The organism is Oscillibacter valericigenes, assembly GCF_016902445.1.
In the GTDB taxonomy this organism is placed as follows: domain Bacteria; phylum Bacillota; class Clostridia; order Oscillospirales; family Oscillospiraceae; genus Oscillibacter; species Oscillibacter avistercoris.
Window position 1 is genome coordinate 92,075 of the sequence record NZ_JACSNX010000003.1, and the last position, 16,504, is coordinate 108,578.

Sequence of the window (16,504 nt, forward strand, 5' to 3'; positions counted from 1 at the left end):
GATCCCCTATTTCCAAAATCTGCCGGACAAAAAGCCGGGAGGGCAGTCTGCCCTCCCGGTCCGGACTCAGCAGTGTCCGCAGGTGTGGCCCTCTTCGTGATGGCCGCAGCCGTGGTCGCCGCAATCGTGATGCTCGCCGTGGTGATGATCACAGGTAGCCCCGTCCGCGCTGACCAGCGTGCCCGCCAGCAGCTCCGCCACCCGTTGGTCCGCATCGCCCTGGCAGCCGGCGTACAGCCGGATGCCCGCCTCCGCCAGCGCCATTTGGGCCCCGCCGCCGATGCCGCCGCAGATCAGGGCGTCCACCTGGTGGTCCTTCAGAAAGCCCGCCAGGGCCCCGTGGCCGCTGCCGTTGGTGTCCACCACCTGGGAGGAGACGACCGCGCCGTTCTCCGCGTCGTAGAGCTTGAACTGCGCCGTGTGGCCGAAGTGCTGGAACACCTGGCCGTTTTCATAGGTGACTGCGATTTTCATGATGACGCTTCCTTTCCTTGTTGGGAGTGGCAGCCGCCGCAGGGCCTGCCGCAGCCCCGGCAGTTCTCCTGGGGACAGAGAGCGTAGCTGCCGCCGCCGATCTGCAGCGGCCTACCCTCCACCAGAAACGCCGCCAGCTTCCGCCGGGCCTGGGCGTAGATCCGCTGGACCGTAGTCCGGGCCACCCCCATCTGGGCGGCGGCTTCCTCCTGGTTCAGCCCCAGGTAGTCCATCAGCCGGACGGCCTCGTACTCTTCCACCGTCAACTCCACGGCTTCCCCGTGGGCGGGCTGCTCCGGGGAAAAGCGGCAGTGGGCCGGCATCTGGCAGACCCGGCGGCACTTGGCATTCCGCGGCATGGATGTCCCTCCCTTGTTTTGAACATATGTCCATTATACATTGTTTTGAACATATGTCAAGAACGGCTTTGGTAAAATCCGCGTTCCGTCTTGACAGGCCCGGCGCGAACCCCGTATGATGGAGCCAGAGAGGGGGCGGTCCGAGTGAAAAAGAAGGGGAAAATCTTACTGATGTGCGTCGTGGCGCTGGCCGCAATCGCCGCCTGGTGCTTTGTCCCCCGTGTGGTGGCAGAGGGGGAGTACCGGGTCTATTATGTGGCGTCTGGCCAGGGTTTGACCAACGTCACCGATCAAGTGGATCTGGATGCGCTGGGGAGCCTGCTGCGGGGTGTGGAGCGGCGGGGATACCGGATTGGGGTATTTCCCGTGCAGACCAGGGACAGCAGCGTGGAGATCGGAGTGCTTGGCGACGGCTGGCACTGCTACCTCTACATGGACGAGGACACCTGCGTGGTCTACGATGACGCAGGAAAGGGCTGCTGCCCGATCATCGACGGCGGAGCGTTGCGGGACCAGGTCTGGGCCCTGCTGCCGGAGCCGTGATTGGAAAGTGAGGAATGATCAGATGGAACAGCGGGAAGCGGCCATCCGCCGGTGGTTCGACATGTGGCTCACCAAGCGGGACACTGGCATCCGGGATCTCTTTGCCCCGGACGCGGTGTACATCGAGAGCTGGGGCCCGGAGTACCACGGCGCGGACAAGATCGCCTGGTGGTTCACCGAGTGGAACCGCCGGGGCACGGTGGAGCGGTGGGACATCCGCCAGTTCTTCCACAGGGGGGACCAGACCGTGGTGGAGTGGATCTTCGCCAACCAGATGGACGACGGCCGCCAAGAGGTGTTCGAGGGCATGACCCTGGTCCGCTGGACGGCGGCGGGGCAGATCGCCCGTCTCCAGGAGTTCGGCTGCAACCTGGACCGCTACGATCCCTATGCCCACGGCCCGGAGCCCCGGTTCCGGGACCAGCAGGCGGCCTGGTTCTGAACAGCGCAGAAAACGGCGCCCGTTCCGAAAGGAGCGGGCGCCGTTGTTCGTATCAAAAAGGGAGCGATTACTTCTGCAGCGTCTTGACCCACTGGCCGTACTTCTCCAGATTGGCGTCGCAGGCGGCGGCGTCTGCGCCCTGGGTCAGGATATAGACCTTGATCTTGGGCTCCGTGCCGGAGGGCCGCACCAAGATGGTGGTGCCGTCCGCCAGCTCGAACCGCAGCACGTTGGAGCCGGAGAGCTCCATGGAGCTCTTTGCCCCGGTGGCGCAGTCCACCACGGACCCGTCGGTATAGTCCTTCCGGGTGACCACCTGCACGCCGGAGATTTCCGCCGGGGGATTTTCCCGGAGGTCCTTCATCAGCTCCGCCATGTCCTTCAGGCCGTCCAGGCCGGGCATCACCAGGTTGTGGGTCTTTTCGGCGTAGTGGCCGTACTTCTCATACAACTTCTCCAGGGCGTCGAACAATGTCTGCCCCTGAGCGGCGTACCAGGCGGCCATCTCCGTCAGCAGCATGGAGGCGGTGACGGCGTCCTTGTCCCGGACGTAGTCGCCCAGCATGTAGCCGTAGCTCTCCTCGTAGGAGAAGATGACCTTCCCCTCGCCGGCGGCCTCCAGGGCGTTCTTCTTCTCCGCCATGAACTTGAAGCCGGTGAAGGTGTCGTAGCAGGTGACGCCGTTGGACTCCGCCACCTTCCGGGCCATCTCCGTGGTGACGATGGTCTTGAGGGCCACGGGCTTCTCCGGCATCTTACCGGAGCGGCGCATGGCGCCGATGAGGTAGTCCAGCAGCAGCACGCCGGTCTGGTTGCCGGTGACGGGGCGGTACTCGCCGCTGTGGTCCCGGATCATGATGCCCACCCGGTCGCTGTCCGGGTCCGTGCCCAGGATGAAGTCCACGTCGTTCTCCCGGGCCAGGTCAATGGCCAGGTAGAAGCCCTCCGGGTTCTCCGGGTTGGGGGAGACCACGGTGGGGAAATCCCCGTCAATGACCATCTGCTTGGGCTCGCAGATCAGGTGCTTGATGCCCAGGGTCCGCAATGCCTCCGGCACCAGCTTGTAGCCGCAGCCGTGGAAGGGGGTGTACACCAGCTTGAAGGTGTCCGCCACCTTGGCCACGGTCTCCTTGTCGTTGATCATGGCGGTGACGTTGGCCATGAAACGCCGGTCCGTCTCGTCGCCCATGGTCTCGATGAGGCCGGCCTTCACCGCCTCGTCGAAGTCCATGCGCCGGATGTCGTTGAAGACGTCGATCTTCTCCAGGGCGGCGGCGATGGCGTCGGCGTGGTGGGGGGGCAGCTGGGCGCCGTCCTCCCAGTAGACCTTGTAGCCGTTGTACTCCTTGGGGTTGTGGCTGGCGGTGACGTTGATGCCCGCCTGGCAGTGGTACTCCCGCACGGCGAAACTCAGCTCCGGCGTGGGGCGGAGGGACTCAAAGATCCGCACGTGAATGCCGTTGGCGGCGCAGACCTCCGCCGCCGCCCGGGCGAACTCCATGGAGTGGTTCCGGCAGTCCATGCAGATGGCCACGCCCCGGCGCTTGCCCTCCTCGCCCTCGGCGCAGATGACCTGGGCAAAGCCCTGGGTGGCCCAGCGGATGACATGGATGTTCATGTTGTGCAGGCCTACTGCCATGATGCCCCGCAGGCCGGCGGTACCGAACTCCAGCGGGCCGTAAAAGCGGCTCTCGATCTCCTTGGGGTCGTTCCGGATGGCCTCCAGCTCCTGATGCTCCGCCTCGGACAGGGCGGGACTGGCCAACCACTTTTCATATTCCTTCATAAAGTCCATGCGCGAGATACCTCCTGTTGTGTAATTTGAGAACGGAGACAGGACCGTCAGTCCTGCTCCGGTGATGTCTCTTCCGTGGGGGCGTCCAGCAGCGCCTGGGCCTCCTCCAGCCGGGAGGCGGGGACCCAGATCTCCACGCCCTGGGAGGCGAATCCCCCCAGCACCTTGCCGAGAGACCCGTTCTGAAACGCCGGGATGCCGCAGCTCTCCAAAAACGACACGGTGATGTCCGCCTGGCTGTCCAGCTCCCACTGGATGTCCAGCTTGGCGGCAGGCTCCGGCGCGCCGGAGGTATCCTTGGGCCAGCGGGCCAGCAGGTCCCGGTCTGCCCGGGCCCAGAAGTCCTTTGCCGGTTCTGTCATACGACCACGTCCTTTACTTGTGATATCGGGTGCCCGCGTTGATCTGATAGGCCCGGTAGATCTGCTCCAGCACCATCACCCGGGCCAGATGGTGGGGAAACGTCATGGGAGACATGGAGAGCCGCAGCTTTGCCGACCCCTTGATGGAGGGATGCAGGCCGAAGGACCCGCCGATGAGGAACACCAGCTGGCTCACGCCCTGGCCGGCCCAGGCGGCCATCTGCCGGGCCAGGGCCTCGCTGGAGCGCAGCTCCCCCTCCACGCACAGGGCGATGAGGGCGGCGCCGGCGGGGAACTTGGCCCGGATGGCGGCAGCCTCCTTCAAGAGGGCGGCCTCAATCTGGGCGGGGGAGGGATCCTCCGGCAGCCGCTCCTCCGGCAGCTCCACCAGCTCCAGCTTGCAGAAACGGGAGAGGCGCTTGGCGTACTCCGCCGCGGCATCGATATAGAACTTTTCCTTCAGCTTCCCCACGCAGAGGACCGTCACCTTTTGCATACAGACCTCCGGCAGACCACATGGGCGGGCCCCAGGCAGTCCCTGGGAGCCACGGACAGCAGGGGAGCGGCCCCTGCTGCGGAGAGGGCCTGCTCCACGGCGGTCTGCGCCATGGCAGGCGTATTGTTCTCCCGGCTCAGATGTGCCAGCACGATCTCCGACGCGCCGCTCTCTGCCAGGGCGGCGGCAAAACAGGCGGCATCGGCGTTGCTGAGATGGCCCTGGGGCCCCAGGATGCGCTGCTTCAGATAGTAGGGATAGGGGCCGCTGCAGAGGGTCTCGACGTCGTGATTGGCCTCCAGCACCGCCAGGTCCACCCCCAGCAGGGCGTCGGCGGCCTCGTCGGTGACATAGCCGGTGTCCGTCAGGACGCCCACGGAACCGTCCTCCGTGTCCAGCCGGAAGCCGCAGGAGCCCGGCGCGTCATGGGAGGTGGGGACCGCCGTCACGGCGCATTCCCCGATGGACCGGGAGCCGCCGAAGTCCAGCGTCTCCAGCCGCGCCTCCACGGCCGGCAGCCGCCAGGCCAGCTCCCGGCCCGCCCGCTCTGTGGCGAGGACCGGGGCATCGCAGCGCTTCAGCAGCGTCTGCAGGCCGGAGATGTGGTCCGCATGGGTGTGGGTGATGAGGATGGCCGACAGACTGCCCGGCTCCAGGCCCAGTTCCCGCAGGGCGGCGGTGATGCGTCGGCAGGAGATGCCGGCGTCCAGCAGGATCCGGCTCTCTCCGCAGGAGAGCAGCAGCGCGTTCCCGGAGGAACCACTGGCCAGCGTATGTACAATGGTCAAAAAGCATACCTCTTCCGGAGAAAAATGAGACGTCCGCAAGGGAGGCCGTCGACGAAAGTCGCCACCCTCCATCGCGGACGTAGAATCGCTGATCGATGATAGAGCTTGTAATACAGACAGCGGCTGCCGTTCAGCCGATATGGGCCTCCAGCTCCTCGGACTCGCCGGGGACCTCCACCGCGCGGATAGTGGCGCCCAGACCCTGGAGCTTGGTGACGATGTCCTCATAGCCCCGTTCGATATACTGGACACAGCTGATCTCGCTCTCTCCCTGGGCAGCCAGGGCGGCGATGACCAGCGCCGCACCGGCCCGCAGATCGCAGGCCTGGATGGGCGCGCCGGTGAGATGGTCCACGCCTTCCACCACGGCGGTCTTGTCGTCCACCTGGATATTGGCGCCCATGCGCTTGAGCTCATCCACATAGCGGTAGCGGTTGTTCCAAACGCTTTCCGTCACCAGGGAGGTACCCTCCGCCAGGCAGAGGACTGTGGTGATCTGAGGCTGCATGTCGGTGGGAAAGCCCGGGTAGGGCATGGTTTTCACATTGGCTTTCTGCAGGGGGCCGCTGCGGCGGACCAGAAGGGTATCCTCCCGCTCCTCTACTTCCACCCCCATCTCCACCAGCTTGGCGGTGATGCAGTCCATGTGCTTGGGGATGATGTTTTTCACCAGGATCTGTCCGCCGGTGGCGGCCACAGCGGCCATGTAGGTGCCGGCCTCGATCTGGTCGGGGATGATGGCGTAGCTGCCGCCCCGCAGACGGTCCACGCCCTGGATCTTGATGGTGTCGGTGCCGGCGCCCCGGATGTTGGCCCCCATGGAGTTGAGGAAGTTGGCCAGATCCACGATGTGGGGCTCCTTGGCGGCGTTTTCGATGATGGTGTTGCCCTCCGCCCGGACGGCAGCCATCATGATGTTCATGGTGGCGCCCACAGACACCACATCCAGATAGATGTTGGCCCCCTTCAGGCGGCCGTTTTCCGTGGAGGCGTTGATAAAGCCGCCCTCCACCATGACCTTGGCGCCCAGGGCGGTGAAGCCCTTCACGTGCTGGTCGATGGGGCGGACGCCGAAATTGCAGCCGCCGGGCATGGCAACTTCTGCCTGGCCGAACCGGCCAAGCAGTGCGCCGATGAGATAATAAGAGGCCCGCATCTTCCGGGCCAGCTCATAGGAGGTCCGGGTAGAACGGATGTGGCTGGAGTCGATCTCCACGGTGTGGCGGTTGATGACACGGATGCCGGCCCCCAGATGCTCCAGGATCTTCAGGGACAGCGTCACGTCGGAGATCTGGGGGATGTTCTCGATCCGGCAGACCCCGTCCACCAGCAGCGCGGCGGGGAGAATGGCGACAGCAGCGTTCTTGGCGCCGCTGATCTCTACTTCACCAAACAGGGGATGACCACCCTGCACGATATACTTTGTCAAAGTCGATACCCTCTCTTCAAAAGGCGCTTTCTTTTGTGGCGGCACCCGTGTTTTTCTATCAAACAGTGTGCCCGGCCTGTGCGGCTTCATACCAGCAAAAGACCCGGGAAAGCGGCAGAAATTTCCGCCCGGAAAAGCTCGCACACACAGACTATACCATATCCCCGTATAAAATGCAAACCCTTCCTGCAGGACCGGCCGGTCTGATGGCAAAATTCGTCAAAATTCCGAAAAAAACGACCCCCGGTCCAGGACGCTGAAAACGGCATCCTGACAGATGGAAGGGAAAAACCGAAAAAGATTTCTGCCTGCCGGCTCAGCCGGTGGAGACCTCTCCGGTAAAACAGTTTACATAATAATAAGCGGTGTCTGTGACCACACACCAGGCAGGGACCAGGGCCATGGGGGTGGCGGTGGTGCTCTGCAGTTCGTAGCAGAGATACAGGTCCGTCACCGCGGTGACCACGGCGCCGCTGCGGATGGTGCTGAGAACTTCATTCAAGGCCGCCAGGGCAGATAGAGCGTTCCCGCTGCCGGATGCCTGCCCCTCCTGAGGAAGGTGGGTGCCGCTGACGGAGACCACGCTGCCCCCGCTGATGGAGAAGGTGACAGAGCAGTTGACCACCGGTGCCCCGTCGAAGGACTGGACGGCCGCTGCGCTGCCGTCGGTTCCCTCCAGGGTAAAGGTCAGCCCCTCATAGTGGAATGCCCGGCAGAATGCCCGGCAGAGGGCGTCGGCCGTCTCGCTGCTGTGCTCCATCACCACGTCAAAGGTGCCGTCGGAGCGGAAGACGGCGCTGCCGTTCCGGTTCTGGTAAGTGCTGACGCCCCCGCCTCCGTCAGAGGCAGAGACCGCCTCCCCCAGAAGGAATTCCGCCAGCTTCTGCTCTTCCTCCGGGTCCCGTGTCAGCGTCAGCCCGGCGGGCGGATCCGTGCTGGGGATCAGGTCGCCGTCCAGAGACACGCCCTCCGCCGCGAACAGCTGCACCATCTGCTGCCGCGCCTCATCCCGGGCGGCGTAGCCGGTGGTGAATCGCATGGTCAGAAGGCCCAGCAGGCAGAGATTCGTCAGAGCCAGGATCAGGATGATGATGTTTTTCAGTCGGGAGGTCTCCATCCCTCACGCTCCTTTCCGTGGCCTCCGGGGGCCGGTCGTGCGGTCAGTCTGCCAGCCAGCTGGCGGACACGGTGTCTCCGCCGCCGTCCGCATATCCCACAGAGAGCTCCACGCCGGGATGGTCCGCGGCGATGGCCAGCGTCTGCCGGAGCGGCAGCAGGAGAGACTGCTCATTGGTGGTGCTGTACTGGCGGAATCGCAGTGTCAGGCGGGTGATGCTGGTGCCGGAGAGGGTGATCTCCGCGGCACTGCCGCCGTCAGAAAACCGGATGGGCGTACCGGCAAGCTGGTATCCGAATCGAAGCTGTGTGGAGTCTCCGCTCTCGCTGACGGACTGCAGGTACAGGCTCGCCTCGCCGGTGAGCCCCTCCGTCAGCTCCTGCAGCAGGATGCTGCACCCAAGCGCGGATTCCGCTGCAGTGGGGTTCTGCTCCTGAGCGGAGATCTCCGGCGTGGCCTCTGTGCCGCTGCGGTAGACGATGCTCCCGTCCGGCTGGATGTGGAGGGAGCGGTCTGTCTCCACCTCTGTGATGACCTCAGTGCCGTCTGCCTCCGTGTACCGCTCCTTGGTGTTGCTGTTGAAGCCGAAGAACGGCAGCAGCCAGTCGGTGTCGGAAAGGGGAGAGGCGGCGGAGAGGACCGGCAGCTCCGGCAGTTCCGTGGGCAGGATGGAGAGGGGGAACAGCTCCCCGTACAGGGGATCGACCTCTACATCGTCAAAGGCGAAGGAGACCCCGCCGAAGCCGGACTGGCCGGCGGCCTCGGTCAGTGTATCCGCGGAGAGGGAGGTGGCGGGGACTGCGCTTTTGAAGAAGCTCTCCGCCCCGTCCCAGAGATACAGCCAGACGGTCTCATCCTCCTGGGCTGCCAGCAGCAGGCAGCGGGCATCGCCGGTGAGCGGCGTCTCATCCACCCCGATCAGGCCTGCCAGCACGGAGAGCGGGAGCGGCTCCAGAAAGTCGAAATACACCGATGTGACGGAGAGGGCAGCGCGGAATTCATCCACCGAGGAGGGCGCGAGGCTCTGGAGGGACCCCAACGCCTCCCGCAGGCCCAGCGCGGAAAAGCTGCTGCTGTTGGTGGTGAGGTCCAGGCTGCCGTACCGGCCGTAGGAGTCTGTGATGACCACCCGCACCGGTGCGGGAAACTCCCGCAGCTGAGAGGGAGATTCATCCGGCAGGGTGCCTGTCAGCCGCTCCAGATAGTGGGGATCTTCCGTCGTGTCCAGATTGTACAGCTGCAGCTGGGCAAAGAGGAACACCGCCGAGACAGTCAGGCAGGCGATGACGATATTCTGGATGAGATTGCGGCGCTTGTGCCGGGCGGCGTCCATAGGCGGCCTCCTTTCTTGCGGTCTGCGGCGGCGTCGGTCAGGCGGCGGGACCGGAGGGCCCGCCGATGGGCAGCGTCAGCCGGATGGTGGTGCCCGGCCCCTCGTGTGGGGCCAGCGCGATGGAGCCGTGGTGGCGCTGGACGATCTCCTTGGCGATGGAGAGCCCCAGGCCTGTGCCGCCGGACTCCCGGGAGCGGGCCTTATCCACCCGGTAGAACCGGTCGAAGATCCGGTCTCGGTCCTTTTCCGGGATGCCGATGCCGTCGTCGCAGACCTCCATCCACACCTCTGCCTCCGTGGATCCTGCGGTGATGGAGATGTGCCCGCCGTCGGGCGTGTACTTGATGGCGTTGCCGATGACGTTCATCATCACCTGCTCCAGCCGGCTCCGGTCCCCCACGATGAGGGGCAGGCTCTCCGGCGGGGTATAGACCAGGGCATGGCCGTGCTGCTTGGCTGCAAGGGCATTGGCGCGGGTGACGCTCTCGATGGCATCCCCGAAGGGGAAGCGGGAGAGCACCAGCTCCGCATTGCCGGCGTCCAGCCGGCTGAGGGTCAGCAGGTCCTGAACGATGTGGGTCATGCGGTCCGTCTCCGTGATGATGATGTCCAGAAAGCCGTTGGCAGTCTCCGCCGGCAGGTCGCCCTCAGCGTCCCGCAGGGTCTCCGCGTAGCTGCGGACGTTGGTGAGGGGGGTGCGCAGCTCGTGGGACACGTTGGCCACGAACTCCTTGCGGCGCTCCTCGTTGCGGTGCTGCTCCGTCACATCGTGCAGCACCACCAGCACGCCGCCGCTGGCCTGGTCAGAGAAGGGGGCCAGGAACAGCTCCAGCGTCCGGTCGCCCACCTCCATCTCCGCCTCGGCATAGTTGGGCCGCTGGAGGGCCAGCGTCTTCTGGAAGGGATAGACCCTGCCGAAGAGGGCGTCATAGGTGGTGCCCTCCGGCACGCTGCGATGGAGCATGTTGGTGGCGGCGGGATTGCAGTGGATCAGCAGACCGTCGTGGTCAAAGGCCACCACGCCGTCGGTCATGTGCAGGAACAGGGTATCCAGCTTGTTGCGCTCGTTTTCCACGGCGGCCAGGGTGGACTGCAGGACCCCGGCCATCTCATTGAACGTGCCGGTGAGGATGCCGATCTCATCGGTGGACTCCACCGGCAGCTGGCTGTCGAAGTCCCCGGCGGCCACCCGCTCGGCTCCGGCGGTGAGCTTTTCGATGGGGCCCACCATGGTCTTGGACAACAGGAAGCTCAGCAGTACGGAGATCAGCAGGCCGATGACCAGTGCCTGCATGATGATGAGGAAGATCTGGGAGTTCAGGTCGGTGACCGTGTCCTTGTTGTCCAGAATGTAGATGATATAGGCGTTGTCGCCCCCTATGATGGGGATGGCTACATCCATGTAGTCGGCGGTGATGTCGCTGCGGTCTCCCACCCGGGTGCTGTCCCCCCGGGATACGGCGTTCCGGGCGGTGAGCAGGTTTGCCGTCTGTTCCCGCGGGAGCGACGAGGCGTCTGTCGAGCCGTCCAGGTAGGTGCCGCTCTGTCCGTCCAGAATAAAGTAGTTCCGGGTGCGGTAGTCGATGCCCAGGGAGCCGGCACGGCTCTCCAGCATCTCCTTGAGCCCGGAGGCTCCATCCGGCTCAGCGGCCCGGGCCCGGAGGGTGGAGATATAGCCGTCGCTGTCGTCGCCGAACACGGCGTTGATCTGTTCATAAAAGGTGTCGATATAGAAGCTGGAGATGCTGGTGGTCAGGAACGCGCCCACCACCGCCATCAGCGAGGTGATGAGCAGCAGCAGGATCAGCGTCAGCTTCATGTGCAGGCTGCGGAACACGGCAAACACCTTCCTTCCTAGAGAGTGGGCGGGGACATGCTCACTTCACGGAGAAGTAGTATCCGGCGCCCCGCCGGGTGAGGATGAAGACGGGGTTGGCGGGATCGGCCTCGATCTTCTCCCGCAGCCGACGGACCGTCACGTCCACGGTCCGCACGTCATCTCCCACATAGCCGTAGTTCCACACCTGCTCCATCAGGTCGATGCGGGAGTAGACCTTGTTGGGATGGCTGGCCAGAAAGGTCAGCAGCTCATACTCCCGCTGGGTCAGGTCGATGGCCTTGCCGGAGCGGAAGACCTGATGGCTGTCCGTGTTGATAGACAGATCCCCGGACACCGGCATGGCGGCGGCCGCGGCAGAGGCAGCCGCCGGCGGCGTCATGGCGGTCCGCCGGATGTTGGCCCCCACCCGGGCCACCAGCTCCCGCATGGAGAAGGGCTTGGTGATATAGTCGTCGGCGCCGATCTCCAGTCCCAGGACCTTGTCCGCCTCCTCCTCCCGGGCGGTGAGGATGATGACGGGCACGCTGCTGCCCTGGTCCCGCAGGGCCCGGCAAACGTCAAAGCCATTTTTCTTGGGCAGCATCACGTCCAGCAGGATCAGGTCCGGGTTGGCGGACAGGGCCTGGGCCAGTCCGTCCTCGCCGTCATAGGCCTCCAGCGTCTGGTAGCCCGCCCGCTGCAGATTGAACTTCAGGATATCCACGATGTTTTTCTCGTCCTCCACGATGAGGACGGTTTTCGGCTCGCCCATCACAGCGCCTCCTCTCAAAGATCCAGAAGCACTTTGGCCTTCAGCACGGCGGCGATGGTCTTTCCGTCCTCGATCTCTCCGTCCATGACGCGGTGGACCATTTCGCTGAAGGGGATGCGCTCCACATTCAGGAATTCATCTTCATCCAGATGCTGCTTTTCCATATGCAGTCCCCTGGCGAGGAAAAGATGCAGCCGTTCGCCCAGGCAGCCGGGGGAGGGCAGGACGACACCCATGGGCAGGAACGTGTCCGGCACAGCGCCGGTCTCCTCCTTCAGCTCCCGCAGGGCACCGGACACCGGGTCCTCGCCGGGCTCCAGCTTGCCGGCGGGGATCTCCAGCAGGGGCCTGCCGAACACATAACGGTACTGGGTGACAGTGAGCACGTTGTTCCGGTCGTCCAGGGCCAGGATGGCCACGCCGTCCACATGCTCCACCACCTCCCGGAAGGAGGTCTTCCCGTTGGGCAGCTGCACCTGGTCCACATGCAGGCTCAGAATATTCCCCTGATATTTCTCTTCACGGCTGAGGGTCTTCTCCGTCAGATCTGCCGTCTGGTTCATGTATCATTCCACCTTGTGTCTGTTTTTCGTGTATTCAGGACATACTCAATCACTTTATTATAGCATGCCCTGCCGGAAAAGCCAACTGTGAGTTTCTCTTGAAGGATCCGGAAAAATATGCTATACTAAAACGACTTCCCACAGAAGAAAGAGGTGAGTCCCACGGAGAAAAAGGGGATCAAGATCGCGGCCCAGAACCGAAAGGCCTTCCACGACTACTTCGTGGAGGACCGGTACGAGGCGGGCATCGAGCTGGCAGGCACGGAGGTCAAGTCCATCCGGGCCGGCACGCTGAACCTGAAGGACTCCTACTGCACGGTGAAGGACGGGGAGCTGTTCGTCCACAGCATGCACATCTCCCCCTATGAAAAGGGCAACATCTTCAACCGGGACCCGGTGCGCTCCCGGCGGCTGCTGATGCACAAGCGGGAGATCCGCAAGCTCCACGCCCTGGTGAAGCAGGACGGCTACGCCCTGGTGCCCCTGTCCGTCTATTTCAAGGACTCCCGGGTAAAGCTGGAGATCGGCCTGTGCCGGGGCAAGAAGAACTATGACAAGCGGGCGGCGGCATCCCAGCGGGACGCCAAGCGGGAGATCGACCGCACCTTAAAAGAAAGGAATCGATGATATGTCTGACGTGAAGAATCCCATTGTCACCATCACCATGGAAAACGGCACCGTGATGACCGGTGAACTGTACCCCGACAAGGCCCCCAACACGGTGGCCAATTTCATCTCCCTGGCCAACAAGGGCTTTTATGACGGCCTGATCTTCCACCGGGTGATCCCCGGCTTCATGATCCAGGGCGGCTGCCCCCAGGGCAACGGCACCGGCGGTCCCGGCTATGACATCCGGGGCGAGTTCTCCGGCAACGGCTTTACCCAGAACGACCTGAAGCACACCACCGGCGTGCTGTCCATGGCCCGGGCCATGCACCCGGACTCCGCCGGCAGTCAGTTCTTCATCATGGTGGCCCCGGCCCCCCATCTGGACGGCCAGTACGCCGCCTTCGGTCAGGTGACCGAGGGCGTGGAAGAGGCCATCCGCATCTCTGAGGTCCCCACCGACTGGAACGACAAGCCCAAGACGCCGGTGGTCATCCAGAGCATCCGGGTGGATACCCAGGGCGTGGATTATCCGGAGCCCAAGAAGCGCTGAAAGGGGGCAGATCCCAATGAAGACGGCCATCATCACCGGAGCGTCCTCCGGCCTGGGGCGGGAGTTCGCCCGCCAGCTGACGGACGTGTTCCCGGAGATCGAGTGCTGCTGGCTCATCGCCCGCCGGGAGGACCGGCTGGAAGAGATCGCCCGGGAGATGGTGGGGGTGGAGACGGTCTGCCTCCCCCTGGATCTGTGCGACTCCATGTCCTTTACCACCCTGCAGGAGAAGCTGGCGGCGGAGAAGCCGGAGGTGGCGATGCTCATCAACAACGCCGGCTGCGGCTATCTGGGCCGGGTGGGGGAGACGGAGACCACCCGGCAGACCCGGATGGTGGACCTGAATGTCCGGGCCCTGACGGCGGTGACGAATCTGGTCGTTCCCTATATGCCGGCAGGAGGGCGCATCCTCAACACGTCCTCCATCGCCTCCTTCTGCCCAACGCCCCGGATGACGGTGTACGGCGCCAGCAAGGCGTACGTGTCCTCCTTCACTGTAGGCCTCAGCGAGGAACTGCGGCGGAAGGACATCACGGTCACGGCGGTGTGCCCCGGTCCCATGAAGACGGAGTTTCTGGATGTGGGCAGCATCACTGGCCGCTCCCCGGCCTTCGAGTACCTGCCCTACTGTGACCAGGTGCGGGTGGCGGCGGGAGCGCTGCGGGCCGCCAAGGCGGGCCGGACCATCTATACGCCGAAGCTGTTTTACAAATTCTACCGGCTGCTGGCCAAGGTCACGCCGGTGAAGCTGATGGTGAAATTCACCAAAACCTGAAATGTCATGGAATTGTAACACATTCCGACGCCGGGATGTGTTACAATCTCCATTGATATCCTGCCAGATATCCCAAGAAAGACCCCAGTATGGAGCTCTCTTTGCAGCCGACACCGTTCCCAGCGCAGCGTTTGCGGTGGAAAGAGGAGGGACAACGGAGCGCTGTGAGCTTTGGCCGCAGGCCGAAGCGAACAGAGCGGACTTTGCCCAAATACCCAGGGCTCCCATCACAAACCAGCGCAGCGTTTGTGATGGGAAGAGGAGGAGCAAGGGAGCGAGCGCAGTTTTCGCAATCAGCCGCAGGCTGACTGCGGAAACGGAGACGAGCGGACTTTGCTCCGACGATAGGGGGGTGTACCGGTTTCGACGGGGGTATGGAGGCGGGACCAGCGGGCGGCGGCGCCTGACCGCCATAAAACGGGCAATTTATAAATCAAATAACAACAGACAAGTTGCTATTGCTGCCTAATTAAAGGCGGCCGTCTGAACCGGGGTGGCCACAGACCGGGGAAGGCGTCGTTGATGTGGCGTCCGTGCGGCGGGTAAGAGTTGCCCCGCCCACGCATGATGACTCTCACCCGACTTCCTGGCGTGACGGCTTGCCAGGGAGGAGGGGAACAGGAAGGAAGACTTCCGCAATAACCGTCTGCGCCCGGAGAAAGTCCCGTTAAAGTGCTTTCGGACAGGGGTTCGACTCCCCTCACCTCCACCAGATGGACATTACACGAACACCTACTTTTTCAAAGGCGGCTTTGCCGTAAGGGTGTGGCTGTAATGTCAAAACAGAACCAGCGGGCCAAGGTACTATGTACTTTGGCCCGCTGGCTTTTTTATGTTTAGACCTGCTTTTTGACTGGCCGCTTAGAGTTTGCAAGAAGAGTGGCTTTCGAAAATGGGCCTTTATATACCTCTTCATCAAGAAATCCCAGGACAATTTTCATTTGCTCTTTATCCTCGGGAATTACAATCTTTTCGTCTTCCACGTCAATTTTAATGCCTACTGATTTAGCTGATTTTTGGATTTTGGCAGCTGAATTATTTTTCAGAACGCCAGAATCATTGATCATTGCAATCTTTCGGCGAACCCATGTATTGGCCATGTTTTTGAATTCTTGCGGCTGCGCTATAGATAATAGTTTGCTGGAGGCGAAAGCGTCTACTTCTTGGTCAGTAGCAGAGCGGTAGTATTCACTCAAATCAAAAACTTGCCGTGCGAAGAAAAAGGAAGAAAATTGCAATTCTCCTTTGGTGTAATAGCAATCTATCCGCTCCGATATGTTGATTCCAAAATTACTCTCGCAGCGAAATGTATTGCCAGCAAAGTAGAGATTAAACCCTCTTGTCGAAATGTACTGTTCTTTTCTAAAGCGTTGAAAGGCAACCCTAAATTTCTCTGTTCCATTTCTTTCTATGTGTTCACCAACAAAAACGGCTTTGATTTCAGGAAATTCTCCGTCCTCTTTTTTGTACGCCATAACTCCCATGGGATTCCGAATAGCCTCTTTAATCTCATCTGGCAGCGTGAAATTCTCAACGGACAAGAATTCATCGTCATTGGGTTTATAGCTGCCGTCAAACGGAATTCTAGTTTTGCCCTTTACCAAGTCTGCTACAACCTCTGAAAAAGTCTGACAAATCGCCTGTTGTGTTGCTTTGTCTACTTCTAATCGGAGGATTTGTGACGGATCATCCGCCCTGATGACCATGATAGAACAATCTTTGAACATCCTCTTTATCCCTCCGAATCAATAAGTAAAAATTCAAAAACACGTTTTACTGTTGTAATATGCTTGGCGTTTCGCAGATCCCTTTTACATATCAGCAAGTAACCTGATACACCATTTTCAGCACTGATCTCATAGAAATGATACTTTTGCAAGAAAAGCAACGGATTAGGAGTAACTGAATTTGCAAACAGAATGATTGCTATCAATAAGATCGCAATGATTCCGCATAGAATTGCGTCAAAATCATCTATTGCCATACTGGCAAACGGAAGAAGATAAGAGATGCCATATGCCACTATCCAGCCATCTTTAGGTGATACATCCGTGACTCGAATCATAATGGGGGCCACATGCTTTTTGGCATACGAAAAGGAACGCGCAAAGCACAGCGCAAAAAAGGAACCCAGGCAAACGCAAATGGCTGGAACGATCAATGTCTGCTTTTGGATATACCAGAGAATTGCGAAGGTGAAGCACAGCGGCGAAGCAGCCGATAGATTATAGATAAGTTTTTGTAAGTTGTTAGCCATACTGCGCTTCTCCCTTCCTCA

Annotated in this window: 19 protein-coding genes and 1 other RNA gene; 6 read left to right on the top strand and 14 right to left on the bottom strand. The window is 61.8% G+C overall.

Annotated elements, in window-relative coordinates:
• Positions 1-66: 66 nt before the first annotated feature.
• Both H9X91_RS04005 and H9X91_RS04010 read right to left on the bottom strand, forming a co-directional pair.
• Positions 67-474, bottom strand: a complete 408-nt coding sequence (locus H9X91_RS04005; RefSeq protein WP_204802764.1) for a NifB/NifX family molybdenum-iron cluster-binding protein — start codon at positions 472-474, stop codon at positions 67-69.
• Entirely contained in the window at positions 471-833 is a 363-nt protein-coding gene (locus H9X91_RS04010; RefSeq protein WP_204802766.1) for a DUF134 domain-containing protein, read from the bottom strand. The genes H9X91_RS04005 and H9X91_RS04010 overlap by 4 nt, the downstream gene beginning before the upstream one ends.
• Before the next feature lie 144 nt (positions 834-977).
• On the opposite strand from H9X91_RS04010, the gene H9X91_RS04015 reads away from it, so the two are divergent.
• On the top strand, positions 978-1,376 hold the full coding sequence (locus H9X91_RS04015) for a hypothetical protein (protein WP_204802768.1): 399 nt from the start codon (positions 978-980) through the stop codon (positions 1,374-1,376).
• Positions 1,377-1,398: 22 nt separating this feature from the next.
• Positions 1,399-1,818, top strand: a complete 420-nt coding sequence (locus H9X91_RS04020; protein ID WP_204802770.1) for a nuclear transport factor 2 family protein — start codon at positions 1,399-1,401, stop codon at positions 1,816-1,818.
• A gap of 67 nt (positions 1,819-1,885) precedes the next feature.
• Here H9X91_RS04020 and H9X91_RS04025 read toward each other — a convergent pair whose 3' ends face one another.
• The 10 genes from H9X91_RS04025 to H9X91_RS04070 form a co-directional block, all read right to left on the bottom strand.
• Positions 1,886-3,613 carry a phospho-sugar mutase gene (locus tag H9X91_RS04025; protein ID WP_204802773.1) on the bottom strand — a complete coding sequence of 576 codons (1,728 nt, stop codon included), beginning with the start codon at positions 3,611-3,613 and terminating at the stop codon, positions 1,886-1,888.
• A 47-nt stretch (positions 3,614-3,660) separates the two neighbouring features.
• Positions 3,661-3,975 (bottom strand): putative signal transducing protein, encoded by a 315-nt coding sequence (locus tag H9X91_RS04030; protein ID WP_204802775.1) that lies wholly within the window; start codon positions 3,973-3,975, stop codon positions 3,661-3,663.
• A 13-nt stretch (positions 3,976-3,988) separates the two neighbouring features.
• Positions 3,989-4,471, bottom strand: a complete 483-nt coding sequence (gene rlmH / locus H9X91_RS04035) for a 23S rRNA (pseudouridine(1915)-N(3))-methyltransferase RlmH (RefSeq protein WP_204802777.1) — start codon at positions 4,469-4,471, stop codon at positions 3,989-3,991.
• Positions 4,459-5,259, bottom strand: a complete 801-nt coding sequence (locus H9X91_RS04040; RefSeq protein ID WP_204802779.1) for an MBL fold metallo-hydrolase — start codon at positions 5,257-5,259, stop codon at positions 4,459-4,461. Before H9X91_RS04040 ends, rlmH begins: the two co-directional genes overlap by 13 nt.
• Before the next feature lie 130 nt (positions 5,260-5,389).
• On the bottom strand, positions 5,390-6,688 hold the full coding sequence (locus H9X91_RS04045) for a UDP-N-acetylglucosamine 1-carboxyvinyltransferase (protein WP_204802781.1): 1,299 nt from the start codon (positions 6,686-6,688) through the stop codon (positions 5,390-5,392).
• A 316-nt stretch (positions 6,689-7,004) separates the two neighbouring features.
• Complete coding sequence (locus tag H9X91_RS04050; RefSeq protein WP_204802783.1) at positions 7,005-7,805, bottom strand: two-component system regulatory protein YycI; 801 nt, start codon at positions 7,803-7,805, stop codon at positions 7,005-7,007.
• A gap of 43 nt (positions 7,806-7,848) precedes the next feature.
• On the bottom strand, positions 7,849-9,138 hold the full coding sequence (locus H9X91_RS04055) for a hypothetical protein (RefSeq protein ID WP_204802785.1): 1,290 nt from the start codon (positions 9,136-9,138) through the stop codon (positions 7,849-7,851).
• A gap of 37 nt (positions 9,139-9,175) precedes the next feature.
• A complete protein-coding gene (locus H9X91_RS04060) occupies positions 9,176-10,975 on the bottom strand; it encodes an ATP-binding protein (protein ID WP_204802787.1) in 1,800 nt (599 codons plus the stop codon).
• 40 nt (positions 10,976-11,015) lie between these two features.
• Entirely contained in the window at positions 11,016-11,729 is a 714-nt protein-coding gene (locus tag H9X91_RS04065) for a response regulator (RefSeq protein ID WP_204802789.1), read from the bottom strand.
• 14 nt (positions 11,730-11,743) lie between these two features.
• On the bottom strand, positions 11,744-12,292 hold the full coding sequence (locus H9X91_RS04070) for an NUDIX hydrolase (RefSeq protein WP_204802791.1): 549 nt from the start codon (positions 12,290-12,292) through the stop codon (positions 11,744-11,746).
• A gap of 153 nt (positions 12,293-12,445) precedes the next feature.
• On the opposite strand from H9X91_RS04070, the gene smpB reads away from it, so the two are divergent.
• The 4 genes from smpB (at position 12,446) to ssrA (ending at position 14,938) form a co-directional block, all read left to right on the top strand.
• Positions 12,446-12,919: an SsrA-binding protein SmpB gene (gene smpB / locus H9X91_RS04075; RefSeq protein WP_325193135.1), complete on the top strand. Its 474-nt coding sequence runs from the start codon at positions 12,446-12,448 to the stop codon at positions 12,917-12,919.
• Between the two features lies 1 nt (position 12,920).
• Positions 12,921-13,451, top strand: coding sequence for a peptidylprolyl isomerase (locus H9X91_RS04080; protein WP_204802793.1), 531 nt, complete (start codon positions 12,921-12,923; stop codon positions 13,449-13,451).
• Positions 13,452-13,467: 16 nt separating this feature from the next.
• Positions 13,468-14,226: an SDR family NAD(P)-dependent oxidoreductase gene (locus tag H9X91_RS04085; RefSeq protein WP_204802795.1), complete on the top strand. Its 759-nt coding sequence runs from the start codon at positions 13,468-13,470 to the stop codon at positions 14,224-14,226.
• A gap of 348 nt (positions 14,227-14,574) precedes the next feature.
• Positions 14,575-14,938: a transfer-messenger RNA gene (gene ssrA, locus H9X91_RS04090) on the top strand.
• A 124-nt stretch (positions 14,939-15,062) separates the two neighbouring features.
• On the opposite strand, the gene H9X91_RS04095 is transcribed toward ssrA, so the two are convergent.
• Both H9X91_RS04095 and H9X91_RS04100 read right to left on the bottom strand, forming a co-directional pair.
• Entirely contained in the window at positions 15,063-15,953 is an 891-nt protein-coding gene (locus H9X91_RS04095; RefSeq protein ID WP_204802797.1) for a Kiwa anti-phage protein KwaB-like domain-containing protein, read from the bottom strand.
• Between the two features lie 5 nt (positions 15,954-15,958).
• Positions 15,959-16,483: a hypothetical protein gene (locus H9X91_RS04100; protein WP_204802799.1), complete on the bottom strand. Its 525-nt coding sequence runs from the start codon at positions 16,481-16,483 to the stop codon at positions 15,959-15,961.
• Positions 16,484-16,504: the final 21 nt, after the last annotated feature.